The organism is Ruminococcus flavefaciens ATCC 19208 (assembly GCF_000518765.1).
GTDB classification, from domain to species: domain Bacteria; phylum Bacillota; class Clostridia; order Oscillospirales; family Ruminococcaceae; genus Ruminococcus; species Ruminococcus flavefaciens.
Window position 1 is genome coordinate 353,423 of sequence record NZ_KI912489.1, and the last position, 18,249, is coordinate 371,671.

At 45.6% G+C, this 18,249-nt stretch carries 15 protein-coding genes and 1 other annotated feature; of the genes, 6 read left to right on the forward strand and 9 right to left on the reverse strand.

Features of this window, described 5'->3' with window-relative positions; genetic code table 11:
* Positions 1 to 25: 25 nt before the first annotated feature.
* Complete coding sequence (locus L870_RS0108355; protein ID WP_028517758.1) at positions 26 to 2,827, forward strand: dockerin type I repeat-containing protein; 2,802 nt, start codon at positions 26 to 28, stop codon at positions 2,825 to 2,827.
* 253 nt (positions 2,828 to 3,080) lie between these two features.
* Here L870_RS0108355 and L870_RS0108360 read toward each other — a convergent pair whose 3' ends face one another.
* Both L870_RS0108360 and L870_RS0108370 read right to left on the reverse strand, forming a co-directional pair.
* Positions 3,081 to 4,454, reverse strand: coding sequence for a TrpB-like pyridoxal phosphate-dependent enzyme (locus tag L870_RS0108360; protein ID WP_028517759.1), 1,374 nt, complete (start codon positions 4,452 to 4,454; stop codon positions 3,081 to 3,083).
* An 87-nt stretch (positions 4,455 to 4,541) separates the two neighbouring features.
* Positions 4,542 to 4,792 (reverse strand) — a binding site (T-box leader).
* Between the two features lie 310 nt (positions 4,793 to 5,102).
* On the reverse strand, positions 5,103 to 5,819 hold the full coding sequence (locus L870_RS0108370) for a helix-turn-helix domain-containing protein (protein WP_024861164.1): 717 nt from the start codon (positions 5,817 to 5,819) through the stop codon (positions 5,103 to 5,105).
* A gap of 221 nt (positions 5,820 to 6,040) precedes the next feature.
* Here L870_RS0108370 and L870_RS0108375 point away from each other — a divergent pair, with 221 nt between their 5' ends.
* From L870_RS0108375 to L870_RS17145, 5 genes are all read left to right on the forward strand, one after another.
* Positions 6,041 to 6,676: a histidine phosphatase family protein gene (locus tag L870_RS0108375; protein WP_028517760.1), complete on the forward strand. Its 636-nt coding sequence runs from the start codon at positions 6,041 to 6,043 to the stop codon at positions 6,674 to 6,676.
* Between the two features lie 166 nt (positions 6,677 to 6,842).
* Complete coding sequence (locus tag L870_RS0108380) at positions 6,843 to 7,712, forward strand: hypothetical protein (RefSeq protein ID WP_028517761.1); 870 nt, start codon at positions 6,843 to 6,845, stop codon at positions 7,710 to 7,712.
* On the forward strand, positions 7,609 to 8,466 hold the full coding sequence (locus L870_RS0108385; RefSeq protein WP_051411476.1) for an RluA family pseudouridine synthase: 858 nt from the start codon (positions 7,609 to 7,611) through the stop codon (positions 8,464 to 8,466). Before L870_RS0108380 ends, L870_RS0108385 begins: the two co-directional genes overlap by 104 nt.
* 2 nt (positions 8,467 to 8,468) lie before the next feature.
* Positions 8,469 to 8,942 carry an S-ribosylhomocysteine lyase gene (locus tag L870_RS0108390; protein WP_028517763.1) on the forward strand — a complete coding sequence of 158 codons (474 nt, stop codon included), beginning with the start codon at positions 8,469 to 8,471 and terminating at the stop codon, positions 8,940 to 8,942.
* A 154-nt stretch (positions 8,943 to 9,096) separates the two neighbouring features.
* Positions 9,097 to 10,977, forward strand: coding sequence for a M23 family metallopeptidase (locus tag L870_RS17145; protein WP_242836498.1), 1,881 nt, complete (start codon positions 9,097 to 9,099; stop codon positions 10,975 to 10,977).
* 79 nt (positions 10,978 to 11,056) lie between these two features.
* Here the strand turns inward: L870_RS17145 and L870_RS0108400 are convergent, their stop codons facing one another.
* From L870_RS0108400 to L870_RS0108430, 7 genes are all read right to left on the reverse strand, one after another.
* The gene (locus L870_RS0108400) at positions 11,057 to 11,827 is read right to left on the reverse strand and encodes a type III pantothenate kinase (protein WP_028517764.1); all 771 of its coding nucleotides are present in this window, start codon (positions 11,825 to 11,827) and stop codon (positions 11,057 to 11,059) included.
* Between the two features lie 25 nt (positions 11,828 to 11,852).
* A complete protein-coding gene (locus L870_RS0108405; protein ID WP_028517765.1) occupies positions 11,853 to 13,382 on the reverse strand; it encodes a sialate O-acetylesterase in 1,530 nt (509 codons plus the stop codon).
* A 101-nt stretch (positions 13,383 to 13,483) separates the two neighbouring features.
* The gene (locus tag L870_RS0108410) at positions 13,484 to 14,428 is read right to left on the reverse strand and encodes a hypothetical protein (RefSeq protein ID WP_028517766.1); all 945 of its coding nucleotides are present in this window, start codon (positions 14,426 to 14,428) and stop codon (positions 13,484 to 13,486) included.
* A 182-nt stretch (positions 14,429 to 14,610) separates the two neighbouring features.
* The gene (gene hydE / locus L870_RS0108415; RefSeq protein ID WP_028517767.1) at positions 14,611 to 15,648 is read right to left on the reverse strand and encodes a [FeFe] hydrogenase H-cluster radical SAM maturase HydE; all 1,038 of its coding nucleotides are present in this window, start codon (positions 15,646 to 15,648) and stop codon (positions 14,611 to 14,613) included.
* 1 nt (position 15,649) lies between these two features.
* Entirely contained in the window at positions 15,650 to 16,582 is a 933-nt protein-coding gene (gene nadA / locus L870_RS0108420) for a quinolinate synthase NadA (RefSeq protein ID WP_028517768.1), read from the reverse strand.
* 165 nt (positions 16,583 to 16,747) lie between these two features.
* On the reverse strand, positions 16,748 to 17,134 hold the full coding sequence (locus L870_RS0108425; RefSeq protein ID WP_028517769.1) for a RidA family protein: 387 nt from the start codon (positions 17,132 to 17,134) through the stop codon (positions 16,748 to 16,750).
* Positions 17,135 to 17,209: 75 nt separating this feature from the next.
* Positions 17,210 to 17,983, reverse strand: coding sequence for a hypothetical protein (locus L870_RS0108430; RefSeq protein WP_028517770.1), 774 nt, complete (start codon positions 17,981 to 17,983; stop codon positions 17,210 to 17,212).
* Between the last annotated feature and the right edge of the window lie 266 nt (positions 17,984 to 18,249).

Consider the following 18,249-nt stretch of genomic DNA (forward strand, 5'->3'; position numbering starts at 1 on the left):
TTATGACGCAGAGGAGTTGATTATTATGAATCGAAAAATACTGGCGTTTTTGACTGCGGCGATGTGCTTTGCAGGTGCTGTGCCTTTTAATGCGGTCGCCGAAAATTCAGTCAAAGGCTTGAACGGACTGCAAGAAGCAGGCGGCAGTCTTATCTCAGGCGAACAGTCTGACGAGGTTTATGAGGGCTATTATTCTAAACTCAGCGATATAAGCGCGACTGCGGAGGCTGATACTGCAAAGCTTATGATCGACAAAAACTATGCTTCCGATACGGTAAGCAGCAGCTGTACTGTAAAAAGTCTCGGCAAAGACTTAACCATATATGCAGGGGATAAGGATATCATAGTTCTTCTTGATGAAGCCGTTCTCGAAAAGACCATAACCGTTAAGGCTGATAAAGGCTCTGTTACGTTCTTTATACAGGGCAGCCTCACCTGCGGAAAGGAAAGCAGGGGCATCGTATGGCATGAGATATGCGACGGCTGTAAGGTCACAGACGATAAGTACATACCTGTCACTTTTTACGGCTCTGAGGACTCCGCTGTAACACTGACCGATGAAGCGATATTGTGCGGCAGTCTGAGACTTCCCTATACAGTCCTTGATGACAGGAGCACCGGTGCTTTCAAGATAGAGTATGTTTCCGAAAGCGATAATAAGCACTATATGATGAAGCCTACTGTCATCGGTAATGCGCTGTTAAAGAAACTCGTGAACAGTGAAGTAGTTTTTGCTTACTGCGCTAAAAAAGCTGACAGCGGCGAGCTTAACGGTCTGACCATATCTAAAGGCACAAAGCAGCTCACTCTGTCAGAGGTTATACCTCTTGCCAAAAAGGGCGATAAGATAACATGGTCGGATTTTGAGCCATATGCAGGTGATTGGCACGGTATAGGTATGTATACTCATGTCTGCAATTATGACCTCGGCGGCGGATTTTTCCTGCTCGTTGAGGGCAATCCCCCCGAAGAGCCTGCCGTTGTGGAGCTGTACAAAGACGGCTATGAGAACCGCATTGATATCCGTAAGGACGATATTGACGAGTTTATGGCATGGGCTTCGGATTTTTACCATGCTTCCGAGCTCGATACAGCCGAAAAGAAAATGACACTTGACGATGTTATCTCCCTTTCCAAGAAAGGCAATGCCCTTGACTGGGAGGATTTCGTGATATACAGTGGTCAGGAGTCAGGTCATGGTTATACAGAGTGGAGGTTTGAGCTTGAGGACGGTTACACTCTTCGTGTCATGGGTGAAAGCAAGGAGAAAGCTCCCGAAAAAATAACTCTTTACCGCAATGACCAGAGAAAAGGACTTGAAGAGATAGACATACGGACAGACGATGTTAAAGCATTTCTGGAAAGTAAACAGTATTACTTCAATGAGATAGGCTCTATGACAAAGAACGAGCTTAAGGCTCTGTTTGCCAAAAAGGGACTTACAGAGGATAAGGGCTACGGCGTATGGACTAAAGAAGAAGCAGCCGCTGTTCTCAAAGACAACACCTTTACGGTCTGCCTTAAACCCGACGCACGTTTTGTCACTAAAGACGGAACAGAAGTCCTCAACGAAGCTTCAAGCGTTGCGGAATTGCTGAAATATGATGACTACAACACTGTACAGGCAAATCACCTTGATAATGCTGCTAAGCTGCCCCGTGACGAGATATTTTTATTATTTTCACACGCTGAGATACGTACTGAGAAAAACGAAAAGGGCGAATATGTTTACAGGAGATATTTCCATTATAACTTTGGTTCTATGTACAGTGACGAGGAAACTCAGATAAAAAAGTTGACCACTGCACTGAATTATCTCCAGTTAAATCCGTATCTGGACGGTTTTAATCTGAACACGAATACTGCTTACGGGGGAACAACAGACTCTGAAATAAAAGGCGATACAAACTGCGACGGCGAAGTTGATATGTCTGATGTTGTGCTTGTAATGCAGGCTCTTGCAAATCCAAACAAATACGGATTAAACGGTACTGCTGAGCATCATCTTACAGCACAGGGCAAACTCAACGGCGATATGGACGGCGACGGACTTACTGTCGGCGACGCACAGGCTATACAGAAGAAGCTCCTCGGACTTGATGACAAAAACAGCGGAGAATTGCCTCAGTTCAGCGATATCGTATCGATCAAGACTCCCTATCGCCCTGCAATGAGCGACTGGTCGGGAATAGGCATACTGCTTGAATTTGACTCAAAGGACTATCCGATTACGTTATCAACTGATAAAGGACATTTTACGACTTGGGATATAGAAACAGGTGATGGAGTTGTTACAAATGTCGGTAAAACATATGATATTGGTAACAATGGATACATTTTCTGGACTCCTGATGATCTGAAGTATTCCGATGATTATGAAAACGAGATAACAGTTAATGGTAAAAACGGAGATGCGCAGATCGAGTTAGGAAAGATATATGTTACAAAGGCTGATAATGGTGATCTGACTGCGTCACCGGAAAAGCCGGACAGCAGCAAAAACGCTGACAGATCGGCTTTAGCTGGAAAGAAATTCGTATACGAAAAAGAGGGCTTCGGCGGAGATTGTTATATAGATTTTAAAGAGGACGGAATGTTTTTATATTCTCCGGGATATCTGAGCAGCTATCTCGGCGGCGGAACATGGGAGATATCAGGAAACAAAGTTATTCTGACTCAGGAAAATGACGGAATGTCCGAAAAGCGCGTCAACTATTTCAGTATCGTAGGAAACGAGTTGATATTTATTGAAGAGGGTTCGGATAATTTTATTGGAACCATAGTTAAAGACGGTGAAAAATTCTATGTGAAGCAGTCCGCAACATAAATTGAATATATCAAAAGAAGCTCCACATTTGCGGAGCTTCTTTTACATATAATGTAAAGTGCGGGACATCGAGGACTCCCAACAGGAGCCGCGACCCTCTGTCAGCTTTGCTGACATCTCCCTGTACTACAGGGAGTCACCGTCCCCTACAAATTCTCTTGCGGAACGCCGAGGGCGGCGTTCCCTACTACTCTCTACTCACTAATAACTACTCGCTAAAAAAGGACTGCCGAAGCAGTCCCTTTTACTGTCATTAACCGATCTTGGGAAGATTTGAAAGTGACTTTGCGATCTCCTCGTCTGTGGGGATATAGTCGCTCATAGTACCGTCATTGTATGCGCCGTAAGCGTACATATCAAAGTAGCCTGTACCTGTAAGACCAAAGAGGATAGTCTTTTCTTCGCCTGTCTCCTTGCACTTGAGTGCTTCGTTGATAGCTGCGCGGATAGCGTGGCTGCTTTCGGGAGCAGGGAGGATACCCTCAACTCTTGCGAACATCTCAGCAGCCTCGAATACAGCTGTCTGCTCAACAGAAGTAGCTTCCATGAGACCCTGATCGTAAAGCTCTGAAAGGATAGAGCTCATACCGTGGTAACGGAGTCCGCCTGCGTGGTTAGGTGAAGGCATGAAGCCGCTGCCCAGTGTATACATCTTCTGGAGCGGGCAAACCTTACCTGTGTCGCAGAAGTCGTAAGCGTATGTACCTCTTGTAAGGCTTGGGCATGAAGCAGGCTCAACAGCGATGAAGCGGTAATCAGCTTCGCCGCGGAGCTTTTCGCCCATGAATGGTGAGATAAGTCCGCCGAGGTTAGAACCGCCGCCTGCACAGCCGATGATGATATCGGGCTTGATGTTGTACTTGTCCATAGCAGCCTTTGCTTCAAGACCGATGATAGACTGGTGGAGGAGTACCTGTGCAAGAACGCTTCCGAGAACGTAACGGTAGCCTTCCTTTGATGTAGCTGCCTCAACAGCCTCTGAGATAGCACAGCCAAGGCTTCCGCCTGTACCGGGGAATTCCTCAAGTATCTTTCTTCCTACCTCAGTTGTGGTTGAAGGAGAAGGAGTTACGTTTGCACCGTATGTACGCATAACCTCGCGGCGGAAAGGCTTCTGCTCATAGCTTACCTTAACCATGTAAACGTTGCAGTCGAGGTCGAAGTATGAGCAAGCCATTGAAAGAGCTGTACCCCACTGACCAGCACCTGTCTCTGTAGTAACGCCCTTGAGGCCCTGCTTCTTAGCGTAGTAAGCCTGAGCGATAGCAGAGTTGAGCTTGTGGCTTCCGCTGGTGTTGTTGCCCTCGAACTTGTAGTAGATCTTGGCAGGTGTGCCAAGCTTCTTCTCAAGGAAGTAAGCTCTTACGAGAGGAGACGGACGGAACATCTTGTAGAAGTCCTGTATCTCCTGTGGAATATCGATATAAGGTGTAGTTTCATCAAGCTCCTGCTTTACAAGCTCGTCACAGAATACGTGGCTGAGCTCCTCAGCTGTACAAGGCTTGCCTGTACCGGGGTTGAGGAGGGGAGCAGGCTTCTTCTTCATATCAGCGCGTACATTGTACCACTGCTTTGGAAGCTCGTTTTCCTCAAGATAAATTTTGTAAGGGATCTTCTCATCTGACATTGACATAGCAATTCTCCTTTTCATTTTTTATGTGACGTACTCGCCGAGACTGAAATATAAAAAGCTTCTGTCCCAGCATTTGAATAATGCGGGGACAGAAGCGGTAATTCTTCTGCGGTGCCACCCTGCTTGACGCTAAGCGTCCTCTCTGCACGTACATTGATACGTCGGTTTTGTTAACGCAGTCCTTCTGCGTCTTGCCTACACGGTACAGTAAAAACTGTACTTTCAGTTTGCCCTCGGAAGTCCATTCATACCGTATCCCTTACCTGCTTTCAGCTGCCGCAGGCTCTCTGAAAAGTTCTTACGGAACTACTACTCTTCTTCATCGGTTTTATAACACAGTATATAACTTATTAATCAAAATTATAGCACAGCTTGTGATCTTTGTCAAGGGGACTTTCAAAAATCCCTTTTAAAATTGCCATAATTGCGGATAACAGAACAGATATCAGCTGTTCATTGGCATTTGTGCCTATATGTACAATAAAGGGCTGTCCGCACAGAATAAGTTTCATCATAGGCAAAGAATGTGCTCGAATAACAGCACATATCTCCCGTGCGGACAGCTCCTTAAAGTTAGCTTTTGTTATTTTTTGAAAAAAGTCTTTTCTTTGATGTGAAAAAATGGTATAATAAAAATTACGATCACTTTATATCGCTTCGGTACTTCGCACGGGTACGCGAGATACTTTCTTCGCTTCGTTTGATAAGGTTGAGAAGTGATGATGAATACTGGGCATAATCCTTCTGGAGAGTTGCGGTGGTAACATAAAGGGTATCGAAATTGTCTACACAGTCGTTGCCGTCGAGGGCGATACCGCTGGACGCGGCTTTAATATTTGCTTCGCTCATGGATACTATTGCATTTGCACTGTCGTTTGCGATGACCTTTGGGATACGGAAAAGCTTCTGGTCGTTGTGTGGGTTAGCGTTGTAAACTATACGGAAAAGCTTATAGACAGAGAGCATAAGATAGGAGGATACCTCCTTGATAAGGGTTATGCTGTTAGCCTTCTGAGCGAGGCTGAAGAGAAGACTGATAGAGTTGTTGATGATCCTTCTGTTAAAGTTGATGATCTCGGGTGAAGGCATCTTCATGCTGTTGTTTCCGTCGTCATCGGGGATATCTTCGATAGTGATGGTTTTTCCCTCAGGTTCGGGAGTTCTTCCAAGAAGATAGTCACATGATACATTGTAATAATCAGCGATCTTTACAAGGAAATTAAGTCCGCATTCACGTATGCCCTTTTCATAGTGAGAGAGCAGAGCCTGTGAGATACCGAGATCGGTCGCAGCCTGCTTCTGGCTTATATGTCTTTCCTTACGCTGTAAAGTGATTATTCTTGCAAAATCTGAATTCATTGAAATTCCTCCTAAATCTGATAACGCTCTAAAAGCTGTTATTTATATTATAATACAATATGTATAATTTGTAAAGATGCAGAAGTATGAAAGAATTGTAGAAAATTTAGTGCATTTTTCGTGAATTTTACTAAGAGTTAAAAAAACGGGCAGTAAATTTGTGCATAATTATCCTGCCTGTATGTTTTTTATTGTACATTTTTAAAATAAAGGAGACCGCCATGAAAGGTTACAGGATAAGTATTATCCGTCACGGAATGACGGAGGCAAACGAAAAGGGAATATACATCGGAAATACCGATCTGCCGCTTTCGCCTAAGGGCGCAGCCGACCTTGCGGCAAAAATGGACGAGTTCTGTTATCCTACCGTCCACAGGGTATATTCTTCGCCGCTGAAACGCTGTACAGAGACTGCGGAGATATTGTTCCCGTATACCGAGCTATGTACAGTCGATGATCTGAGAGAGCTTAATTTCGGCGAATTCGAGAATAAGACCATTGACGAGCTTGCAAAGCGCGAGGACTACAATAAATGGCTTCGCGGCGGCAAGGACAGCCGTCCGCCGAAGGGTGAGAGCCTTGAGGAGCTTACAGCCCGTACCTATAAGGCACTGCACTATGTCATAACAGATATGATGGAGACAGGGCTGACCCACTGTGCTATGATAACGCACGGCGGCATCATCTCGAATATGCTCAGCTGCTTTGGTATACCGAAGTATCCGCCGTCACAGATAGCTGCTGAGGCAGGGGGCGGCTTCGATGTCATAGTTACGGCACAGATGTGGCTGAATTCTCAGGCATTCGAGATACTGGGCTACTGCCCCTATGACAAGATACCCGACGCCGAGGATTGAGAGCTAAGAACTTAGTAGGGGCGGCGTTTCGCCGCCCGTCAACCGATACAGGCAACAAGATACGATGTGTAGGGGACGGCGTCTCGACGTTCCGAATAGATGTATATGAATAATATCGTCTGATAAGGCAATAATATCTGCAAAACTGTTTTTCGGAGGCGCAGATATGAAGGTGAGAGAGCTTATCCGCTATTCAAAGGGGCTTCTTGCAGGCAGACGGGCAAGGACTATGATGATATGCATACTTCCGCTGGGGGCAGAGCTGTTTTTTCGCTCGGCTGAGGCAGCTGTGTACAGTCTTATGCTGTATTTTGGTGATTATGCCCCTATAAAGCTTTTTGGCGGTGACGATCCTTTGCAGCTTGCCGTAGCCGCAGTCTGCACGGTACTCAGGTGGGTGACGGCTGCTCCGCTTATGTATGCGGCGGCAATGAGGCTGTACAGTATAACTGACGATAAAAACCAACTCAGGCACAAGCCTTTCTCGCGGATACTGCTGAGAAAATGCACGTTAAAGCGCAGTATATCGGCAAAGCTCTGGACCAAGACCATAGGACTTCTTGCACTTGTTCCTGCGGTATTCTTCGGAACATCGGCTTATATGCTTCTCAAAGGCAGACTTTATGAAAGAGAGGCTTTTCTTGCTATAAATGCCGTATTTCTGACTTTAGTCTCATTGTTTGTCTGGGGAACGCTGAGACTCAGCTTTACAGCCGTGCCATTTCTGCTGGTGAGATACCCGAAAAGGACTGCCTTCCGCACAGTTATATATTCTATTGGCTTCATGCGCGGAAGAAAAAGTGTACTGCTTAGACTTATGGCAGTATACCTTCCTCAGATGCTTACGATTGCGGGACTTCCCTACGCAGCGACCAAGCTTATGACAGCTTTTTCGCTGAGTATAGACATTTTTATCAAGGAGGACGAATACCTTGAAGCACATAGAGCTGACAGCGGACGTGGAAAAGCCAACAACGCTGGAAAACTTTCTTGTAGGAAAAAAGGGCGTTTCAAAGCGTCTGCTGACAAAGCTTAAACGTCAGGACGGCGGTATAACACGGGACGGTGTTACCATAAGGAGCATTGATACAGTCTCGGCTGGCGATGTGATAGTCCTGAGTCTTGAGGACGACAGTTTCCTTGAACCCAATGACAGCCTTGATGTGCCCATAGCCTTTGAGAATGACAGCCTTGTGGTGTTTGATAAGCCCAGCGGTATGCCCGTACACCCGTCAATACGTCATCAGGGTGACACTCTCGGCAATTACTTCGCCTACCGCTATCCCGAGCTTACTTTCCGCTCAGTGAACAGGCTTGACCGCGATACCTCGGGACTTTGCATAGTTGCCAAGGACGCTCTTGCTGCAAAGCTTTTGCAGGGAAACTGCAAAAAAGTCTACTACGCGGCGGTACACGGCACTATCCCCGAAAGCGGCACTATCGACGCGCCTATCGCAAGGGAAAGAGAGTCCATAATACTGCGCTGTGTGCGCGAGGACGGACAGAGAGCCGTTACCCATTATAAGCGTCTGAAAACAAACGGCAGGTATTCCCTTGCTGAGATAGACCTCGAAACGGGACGTACCCACCAGATAAGAGTACATTTTGCTCATATCGGAGCTCCACTTGCAGGCGACGACCTGTACGGCGGACTCCGTGATGATATATCAAGACAGGCTCTGCACTGCGGAAAACTCAGCTTCAGCGATCCGCTTACAGGTGAGCCTGTAACAGTTGCCTCGGAGCTTCCCGAGGACATAAAGTCACTTTTCAATAAACAGGAGGAATAAACATGGAAAAGATAGCAAGCTTTCAGGTAGACCACACTAAATTCAGCGTAGGACTGTACATATCAAGAATTGATGATGATATCGTTACATATGATGTCCGCATGGTAAAGCCAAACGGCGGAGTATACCTTGAAACACCGTCAATGCACACTATTGAGCACCTTTTCGCCACATACGCAAGAAACTCGGAATTCGGCAAGAACATCGTATACGTAGGACCAATGGGCTGCCGCACGGGCTTTTATCTGCTCACAAGAGGTCTTTCGCACGAAAATGCAATAAAGCTTGTTCGTGAAGCATATACTTTCATAAGAGACTATGAGGGCGAGATACCGGGCTGTACAGAGGTAGAGTGCGGAAACTACCGCGAGCACGACCTTGCTTCTGCAAAGAAGGACGTTGTGCCGCTTCTTGAAAAGCTGAAGGATTATACAGTTGAAATGCTGAATTATTCGTGGCATTTTGATAAAAATTAAGCAGAATTTTGTGTACAATGACGAAATATCCCCTTGAAACTTGTTTTCGGGGGATTTTTTTGTTGTATTATCGCATAAATTTGGTATAATATAATTTGTTGGACTTTCAATGGGAAAGTTTTTAAATAGGAAAGAAAGGAGATGCTGAAAAGATATGGACGAAGAAAAAGAGCTTTTTGATGAAGAAAACATTGATATTTTTGATGATATAAATACTGATATTTTCGCTGAGACTGAACCCGAACCGCCCGAAGATGACGTATCTCCCGAAGAAAAAGCCGAGCAGGAGCGCAGATCTGCCATACTTGCAGAGGCTTACAGAATAAATTCACAGTACAGCAAAATGGACTTTTTTACAAGAGCAGGACATTTTGCGGTAAAAGTCGGCGCGGCAGTTCTTATAGGCGTTATAGCGGGAATAAAGTTCATATTCTCCGAGATCATAGACCTCGGCAAGTCTATACTGAAAGCGCTCCTGTGGCTCTTGATGGAGCTTATATCTCCGATGAAGAGCAGATTTGATCTGAACAAGAAGCTTCAGAAAAATGTACGCAAAGCCCGAAAAGAGGACGAGAGAGAGTATAAAAAGGCTCTGCTTAACTTCTGGGGGTCTTACCTTTTCGGTGAGGACGGCGTTTTCTATACGGCTTTCAATTATATACTGCCCATACTTTCAATAGCTTTCCTTGTGGGTATAGTCAAATACGGCTCGGGACTTGAATACGGTCTCAGCGTTGAGTATAACGGCAAAGAGATAGGCATGATAACCGCAGAAGCGGATTTTGAAGAGGCTGAACGAGAGGTCCAGCAGAGAATAGCTTACTCGGACGATGCTGAAAAGATAGATCTTTCCGCTAAATATTCCCTCAGGATAATAAATGAGAACGATACCGTATATTCTGCGGCTCAGCTTGCCAATGAGATGCTGACGGCTTCGGATCAGGCTCTCAAGGAGGCTTACGGTATCTATATAGACGGAAAATTCATCGGCGCTGTTCAGAATAAAGACAAGGTTCAGGACGCTCTCAACGACAGGATACTTAATTTCCGCGTTGACGGCGTTGTTAAGGATCTCGGATACAAGAATACTGTTGAATATTCTCACGGTATCTATCTTGCAAGCAGCGTTATGGCAGAACAGGACGCTATCGACCTTCTTACTTCATCTAAGGACAAAAAGGCTGTATATATCGCTCAGAGAGGCGATACGGCAGTTACTATAGCTCAGAAATACAACATGGATACAAATAAGCTTGAGGAGCTGAATCCCGGTATATCCGAGAAATGCCGCAAGGGTACGCTGGTAAATGTTATCGAGAAGGAGAGTTATCTCCCTATACAGTATGTCCGCGAGCTTGATTCTGTAAGCTTCCTTGACTATGAATCTGTGGAGGTAGAAACAAGTGCTCTCAATAAAGGTGACAGAGATGTTATCGTAAAGGGCAGACGAGGCGAAAAGGTGAGCCATATTGAAGTTACTTTCGTTGACGGCAAGGAGTATTCACGAAAGACTGTAAGCTCAAAGGTCACAAAAGAACCTGTTGTGGAAAAGATAGGTATTGGCGTATATGCGGCAAGACCTGCAAGTCCCGATACTATACTTACCGGTTCGGGCGAGTTCGGCTGGCCTGTTAACGGCGGATATATAAGTGACCATTTCGGCGGTGCAAGAAACCATAAGGGACTCGATATAGCAGCTGACGGCGGAACTGATATCTATGCGGCTGCTGACGGCGAGGTGGTTTCGGCTGGCTGGAACACAGGCGGCTACGGCTATTTCGTACAGCTTGGTCATACCGATGAGTATCAGACGGTATACGGTCATATGAGCAAGGTGCTCGTTGAAGAGGGACAGTATGTATCCCGCGGTCAGCTTATCGGCAAGGTAGGTACTACAGGTGACTCAACGGGCAACCACTGTCATTTTGAGGTGCGTCATCACGGAATATGCCTTGATCCCGAATTGTTCGTAAATACAGTCAACAGCTTCAATGACGACAGAGACAAGGATAAAGACGATAAAAAGAAGAACTAACAGAAAAGCCACTGCATTTGCAGTGGCTTTTTCATATAAAAACGCCGTATGCCAGCGGCAGACGGCTTAAAGTCGCAAATCATTTCTTGTTCTTTCTGTAGATTATTGCAAGTCCCTTGATAAGCAGGTTGTTATCGAGGATTATCTTTCGCTTGCAGAGCGGTACAACAAGCTCGGAAAGTCCGCCTGTTGCTACAGCTGTACACTTTTCCCCGAGTTCTTCCTCTATGCGGTCGATTATGCCGTCAAGTGCACTTGCATTTGAGTAGAGGATACCGCTTTTCAGGCAGTCTATAGTATTAGTGCCGATAACATGAGGCGGTACTTCAAAATTGACCTTAGGAAGCTGTGCTGTACGTGCTGTAAGAGCATCGGCAGCCACCTTCATGCCTGTGAGGATAAGTCCGCCGCGGTAGTTCTTCTTGCTGTCAACTACGGAAAGAGTTGTAGCTGTACCCATATCAATGATGATAAGCGGTACAGGGTATTCATTTATAGCCGCAACAGCGTCAACAGCCTGATCGCTGCCCAGCTGTGCAGGGTTGTCGATGAGAATATTCAGACCTGTTTTTACTCCGGGACCTGCTACCATGACATCAACGCTGAAAAGCTTGCGGATAGCTTCCTTTACTGTATTTGTTACAGACGGGACAACAGATGACATGATAGCATCGTCTATGTCGGATAAATCGAAGCTGTTCATTTCAAGGATAGTTCTGATGAGTACGGCGTATTCAGCGGCTGTAGCGTTGTGGTTCGTGCTGATTCGCTCGAAAAGCACTACCTCGTCTTTTTCATTGACACAGCCGAAAACTATATTTGTATTTCCGATATCTACTGCTAAAAGCATAACGTTTCTCCTTTATGATTATGTATTATTCCTGTTCTTCAAAGCGGTCGGTGCGGAAAGGTGCAAGGGGCAGTCCGTTTACTCCGAATAATGCTACCTCTGCATAGTTCGTCCACATAAAACGTGCATTCTTCGGAGCCTTTACCTTATCGCTCCTGAGCTCTATATACGGGAGCTTTACCTTTGCCTCTGCGGGATAGTACACTCCGTCGGCACCTGCAACTTCAAAGCCGCCGAGACAATCCTCATTTTTGCCGCCCAGTCCCTTTTCACAGTTCATAAGGTGGATAAGAACAGCGTCATCTATTATCTCGAAATTGTCGTATAACGGCGGCAGGGACATACTGTAGCCCATAAGTCCGTATATCTCGGTCATAGCCTGCATATAGAGTCTGTGACCTACGGGAGCTTTGTCAACAGGGTGGATATTGTTGAATTCTCCGCAGTCGAGACATACTGCAAGACCTGTATTCTTTACGGAAAGATATACGTTTTCCTGAGCTTCGCGGATATATGCCCAGCTCTTTGTATCGGGTGTATCTTCGTATATGAACATGGGGAGCTGAACTATCATAAAGGGCAGCTCCTTGTCCTTCCATGCATTTCGCCAGTTCTGAATAAGAGTTTTCAGCAGGTATTCATAGGTGTGAGGACGGTGATCGTCGGACTCTCCCTGATACCAGAGAACACCTGTGATAGTGTATGGAGCTATGCGGCTGACCATAGTTTCATACAGACCGCATGGACGCATAGGATTTTTGATACCCATAGGACCCGGATAGCGGTTCTCGCCGAATTTTTCTATTACCTTTGCCCATTTTACGCCCGGGTTTGCAGCAATATACTCATTTACATCCCTGTCCCATATTGTCTGTTTAACGGTATACTCGTCAAACTCTTTTATCATTTCCTCGTCGGTCTTGCCTGCAATGGCGTTGTCATAGTCGTCAAGATAGGGTCTGAGACGTATGTCATGCTCAAGGTATTCGCGCTTTATCCATGCAGAAGCGGAAGAGCCTCCCCAGTTGCAGCCGATAATGCCTACTGTAACTCCAAGACGGGCACTCAGCTCCTTTGCAAAATAATAGCCTACAGCCGACCATGAAGAAGCGGTCTCTGCGGTGGGCAGCATCCAGCAGGACTCTCTTTCGGCACGTTCAAGGTTCTCGTCCACCATTTCGCATTTTGGCGTATAATAATATCTTACGTTGAGGCTGCTGCACTGTGTAAGCTCTTTTATGCCGTTTTTATCGTTGTGGAGCTCGTACTCCATATTTGACTGACCGCCTGCCAGCCATACTTCTCCTATGGCAACGTTATGGAATACCTTCTTTATAGCTCCGCAGCATATCTCAAGAGTGCATGAGCTGCATTCCTTGCGCGGCGGCAGTACAGCTTCCCATCTGCCGTTTTTTACTGTAGCCTGTGCAAAGCTTTCAAGCTCCGGGATAGAGACGGTTATTATTTTTTCGTTAGCGGTACAGGTGCCGAATATGCGGATGTTCCTGTTCCGCTGAAGCACCATATTATCGCTGAAAACAGCGGCTGCTTTCATTACATTTCTCCTGTTCGTTTCTGTATGCCCAATAAAAGAGAGGGTGGGCAAATAGTGTTTTCTTACGGTATATTATGTCTCAACCATGATGAAGGATATTATTATTTGAATACCAGCACACCCGAATTCTCAAGGGATTTCAGCAGAGTGAAACGCGCTTCATCGCGGCATTCGGGCTTTGCCATATAGTAAATGTAAGTTTCCAGTACATTGATAGGACTTGCTGTCCTGCCCTCTATCTTGAACTGCTCAAAGCCCATAGGAACGTACTTATCCCAGATATCATCGGGAGATATATGTGTGCGGAGATTTTTTATATCAAATAGTCCTCTGTGTGAGTAAGGGCAGTCACGGAAATGCTCGGGATCGTATTTTGAAGCGTCAAATGGCAGATTAGGATACTTCTTTATGTGCTCGTTGTAGGCTATCTGCTGAACGCCTATCGAGTGATAATGCGCTGAACGGCGCGGACAATTCGGCTCACAGCAGGCATTTGAGAGAAACTCTATGCGTGGTCTGTCCTCCATGGGTATCTGTTCAAGCAGCTCGAATCTGTTATTGAGGTCATAGTCCATTACGACTATGCTGTAATCCTTTTTCAGCTCGTCAAGAAGTCCTTCTAAGGAATTCAGGCGCTTGCAGGTGGAGCTTGTAAGCTTGTAGTTAGGGAAATTCCTGCGGATATAGTCCTCGAGAATAGGTGACATAACGATAGCCTCGTTGAGACCGTTGTTTGCTAAATTCATGACCATATTGCAGAACGGATCGCTGAGATGCTTCTTTTCAAGTGCAGGGTTTGTGAATGTGAAGCGGAGGGGGATGCCTCTGTCGTTGAAAGCCTTGATGACGCTTTTTATAAAGGTCTTGTCACAGACTCCGCCCTGTGTTCTGCCGCCGTTCCATATTGACGGAGGGAAAACGCCGTAAAATGAAGCGATCTCCACACCCTCGCGGAAGAATTCGGGACGGTGGCTGAGCATTTCCGCAAACATAACATTAAGCTTGAAATTTCCCGAAAAATCGGGAAGATGAAAACGAACTCGCATAGTATTCTCCTTAAATTAATGTATAGGCAGATTTTAGTGCTTTTTATAACATAAAAGTTGAGAGTTGAAAGTTATGGAGTCGCCTTTGGCGATAAAAATAAAATAACGTGAGCGAAGCGAACACCTAAACTCTCAACTCTTCACTCTCAACTCAGATCGATTTTTGCAAGGCAAAAATTGATCTAATCTATGCAGTCACCGCGTTCGGATACGACTTCATATCCTGCGGAGTTTATGCGTCTTTGCAGGCAGCTCCTGCACTCTGCGGCTTCTTCGCCCGTGCATATCTTATTATCGTAAAGGTCGTATTTTTTGCGCACCTTTACAGGCGAAAGATTTGGCATTACTACGTTGCAGCCTGTTTGCAGCCCCAGCTCTCTGCCGTTTGGAGCAATAGTGCCGAGTGCTGTTGTGGCAGGGAGAAGCACCTTCGGGAACATAAGGCGGAGTATGCCGAGAAGTCTCAGGGTAAGCTCCAGTGTGCCGCCTTTTTCTTCCGCAAACGGGGTATTGTGATGGGGGATGAAAGGACCTATGCCTATCATCTGCGGCTGTAATTCCTGTAAAAAACGCAGGTCTGCTATTATATGCTCTGTAGTCTGATAAGGTGCACCAACCATGAAGCCTGCACCTACCTGATAGCCCAGCTCACGCAGTTCAAAGAGGCATTTCTTACGGTTTTCAAGGCTCATGCCCTTAGGGTGGAGCTTTGTATACAACTCCTCGGAAGCTGCCTCGTGACGGAGCAGATAGCGGTCAGCACCTGCCTCCTTCATGCGCTTGTAGCTTTCGTAAGAGCGTTCTCCGAGAGATAATGTAACTGCGCAGTCGGGATATTTCGATTTTATCCCGGATATAATATCGCACATAAAATCATCGGTGAATGTGCCGTCCTCGCCGCCCTGCATTACAAATGTGCGGAATCCCAGCTCATAGCCGTTTTCACAGCAGCTGAGTATATCCTCGCGGGAAAGGCGGTAGCGGTCTGCGTCCTTGTTGCTGCGGCGGATACCGCAGTAGAGGCAGTCGTTTCTGCAATAGCTGGACACCTCGATAAGTCCGCGTAGAAATACCTTTTTGCCGTAGTGCTTCTGCCTTACCTCATCAGCTTTTTCTTTAAGCAGCTTTGCAGCAGCTTCGTCATTTGTTTCAATAAGAGCTTTCAGCTCATTGTCGCTGAGGTTGCCTGTAGTATAAAGCTTTTGGACAAGTTCTGTCATATCAGCCGCCCAGCCTTATCATTTCATCTATGCATTTTCTTGCCTGTGCAATGAGTTCGTCGTCCATGAGTATCTCAAATGCGTTACCGTCGCCGCCGCTGATACCAACAAGAGTGTTGTATATATCGGGGAGAGTTGTGAGCTTCATGTTGTGACAGACGAGGTCACGGCTTACAGGATAGAATTTTTTATCTGGGCAGTCATACTGCAAATGCTCAACTATAGAGTTTTCCGTACCTATGATGAATTCCTTCTTGTCGGACTTCTTTGCGTAGTCCATGATACCTGTGGTAGAGCCTACATAATCAGCAAGCTCAACTACCTTAGGCGTACATTCAGGGTGTACAAGGAAGAGTGCATCGGGGTGTTCTTCCTTTGCTCTGAGGACTTCCTTTGGAGTTATCCTTGCGTGTGTGGGACAGCCGCCCTGAAGGAGCTTTATGTCCTTGTCTGGGCACTGCTTCTTTATGTAATCTCCGAGGTTGCAGTCGGGGATAAACAATATCTTGTCGCTGTCGAGAGCCTTTACTATTTTCAGTGCGCTTGAAGAAGTGACACATACATCGCATACTGTTTTCAGCGAAGCAGTTGTATTGATGTAAGCAACTACAGTGCGGTCAGGCTCCTGTGCGCGTATCATGCTTATCATATCCCTGTCCATCTGCTCAGCCATAGGACAGCCTGCGTGTTTATTTGAAAGAAATACGCGCTTCTGAGGGGACAGCATTTTTGCGGTCTCAGCCATGAAGTGGACTCCGCAGAAGAGGATATTCTCCTGAGCTACGCCCTTTGCGTCAACGCTGAGCTTGTAGCTGTCGCCTACGAAATCGGCTATCTCGCATATCTCACGCGCCTGATAGCAGTGTGCGAGGATCGCAGTATTGGTCTCTTTTTTGAGCTTTATTATATTATCCTGTAATTCACGGACAGTCATATGTATACTTCCTTTCTGATTTTTAAATCACAATCAGCCTATTTCATCAATTATATCACATATGGAATATAATTTCAAGTAAAATACTTCTTTCGCTGATATGACGCAAAAGGCAAAAAATCAGGGGCGGATTTTTTCCGCCCCTGAATCTGTGGTCTGTCTGTATCAATAAGAATAGTCAGCTACCTCTGCTATTACCTCGACCTCTGCAAGTACGCCCTTTGGTAGCGTTTTTACTGCAACACAGCTTCTTGCAGGGAGAGATGTGAAGTATTTGCCGTATACCTCGTTGAATGCAGCAAAGTCGTTCATATCTGCAAGAAAACAGGTAGTTTTTACAGCGAGATCAAATCCTGAAGAAGCTTCCTCGAGGACAGCCTTGAGGTTCTTCATTATCTGTTCGGTCTGTTCTGTGATCGTTGTGCCCTTAACGGTATTAGTCACAGGGTCGATAGCTATCTGACCGCTTGTGTATACCAAGCCGTGTGAGACAACAGCCTGCGAGTAAGGGCCTACAGCCGCCGGTGCTTTGTCTGTTTGGATTTGTTTCATTATTTATTCCTCCGTTTCTTATAGCCATAGTCAGCACCGCCAAAAGCACAACTGATGGATTCGTGCGGTATTGCCTCAGCTTAATGATCTGTATTCTATTTCTTTATTATTATCTTCGGTGTCTTCCTCTTCACTGTCACCAAAGGAGAATGACCAGTCATCTTCATCGCTGTCTTCTAAGTCGTCCCAGTCATCAAATGTGAATGTCCAGTCGGCATCGTCATCGCCTTGTAATTTAAATGATATGCATTCAGAGCATGATTCATCGCCTTTTGCTGTTATATATACCCTGAATTCGTTATAAGGCACCTCTTCGTCATTTACAGTCATGGGCAATGCTTCATCAATAAAGTATACAACACCTTCATAGTCCTTGTCAACACATTTGGGGGTAGAAAACATATTCTTTGCAGGCTTGCAGAAATTTTTGAAGTCAAATGTGCTTCCGTCAACGCTGTATACATGAGAACCGTCTTTTGTTCCCTCGGGGACAAGCTTATAATCCTTGCCGCAGAAATGCAGTGTGCCGTCCTCTGAAATAGTCATATGATCGTCTTCGAGAGTCTTTTCGAGTTTTTTCGGATCAAGCTCGTCGGGATAATCTTCCCATAGACCGTATCCTCTTGTTACATATTCGCCTGCATATGTCTTGATATCAGGTGCGCTTGTATCTACCTTTATGTCGTCAACTAACTTATCGGACTTTTTGCTGTTCTTCTTTTCGTCAGCAACGGTCGTAGTTTTTGACGATTTGCTGTCATTGTCCGAAGCTTTTTCCTTGTCAGCTCCGCAGCCTACAAGTGTTAATGCCATTACAAGTGCTGTAAATCCGTATAATCCCTTTTTCATTTTTTATCCTCCTTGAAGTGGTCGGTAAATTGTTTATTTGCTGTGGTATATGCATATGATAATATCTTTTCCGAGCTTTGTCAAGAGGCAAAAGTTAAATCATTATCATAAGCTGCGTTAAATATATGCTTTAGCATATTATTATATATTTTCACTTCAAACAGAGCATTCAATGAAACTTTATATATCGGAGTTTTGTCCGATATACAGGAGAATATCAGCATTTATCTCAGCTGCGGGAAGTTTTTTTAAAACTATGTCAAGGG

What these genes read in the sequence shown, in the direction of transcription:
- L870_RS0108400 (WP_028517764.1), bottom strand. Translation starts at nt 11,827, where the DNA reads ATGCTTTTAGCAGTAGATATCGGAAATACAAATATAGTTTTCGGCTGT.
- L870_RS0108410 (WP_028517766.1), bottom strand. Translation starts at nt 14,428, where the DNA reads ATGCGAGTTCGTTTTCATCTTCCCGATTTTTCGGGAAATTTCAAGCTT.
- L870_RS0108370 (WP_024861164.1), bottom strand. Translation starts at nt 5,819, where the DNA reads ATGAATTCAGATTTTGCAAGAATAATCACTTTACAGCGTAAGGAAAGA.
- L870_RS0108430 (WP_028517770.1), bottom strand. Translation starts at nt 17,983, where the DNA reads ATGAAAAAGGGATTATACGGATTTACAGCACTTGTAATGGCATTAACA.
- L870_RS0108355 (WP_028517758.1), top strand. Translation starts at nt 26, where the DNA reads ATGAATCGAAAAATACTGGCGTTTTTGACTGCGGCGATGTGCTTTGCA.
- L870_RS17145 (WP_242836498.1), top strand. Translation starts at nt 9,097, where the DNA reads ATGGACGAAGAAAAAGAGCTTTTTGATGAAGAAAACATTGATATTTTT.
- L870_RS0108405 (WP_028517765.1), bottom strand. Translation starts at nt 13,382, where the DNA reads ATGAAAGCAGCCGCTGTTTTCAGCGATAATATGGTGCTTCAGCGGAAC.
- L870_RS0108380 (WP_028517761.1), top strand. Translation starts at nt 6,843, where the DNA reads ATGAAGGTGAGAGAGCTTATCCGCTATTCAAAGGGGCTTCTTGCAGGC.
- L870_RS0108390 (WP_028517763.1), top strand. Translation starts at nt 8,469, where the DNA reads ATGGAAAAGATAGCAAGCTTTCAGGTAGACCACACTAAATTCAGCGTA.
- hydE (WP_028517767.1), bottom strand. Translation starts at nt 15,648, where the DNA reads ATGACAGAACTTGTCCAAAAGCTTTATACTACAGGCAACCTCAGCGAC.
- L870_RS0108360 (WP_028517759.1), bottom strand. Translation starts at nt 4,454, where the DNA reads ATGTCAGATGAGAAGATCCCTTACAAAATTTATCTTGAGGAAAACGAG.
- L870_RS0108375 (WP_028517760.1), top strand. Translation starts at nt 6,041, where the DNA reads ATGAAAGGTTACAGGATAAGTATTATCCGTCACGGAATGACGGAGGCA.
- L870_RS0108425 (WP_028517769.1), bottom strand. Translation starts at nt 17,134, where the DNA reads ATGAAACAAATCCAAACAGACAAAGCACCGGCGGCTGTAGGCCCTTAC.
- nadA (WP_028517768.1), bottom strand. Translation starts at nt 16,582, where the DNA reads ATGACTGTCCGTGAATTACAGGATAATATAATAAAGCTCAAAAAAGAG.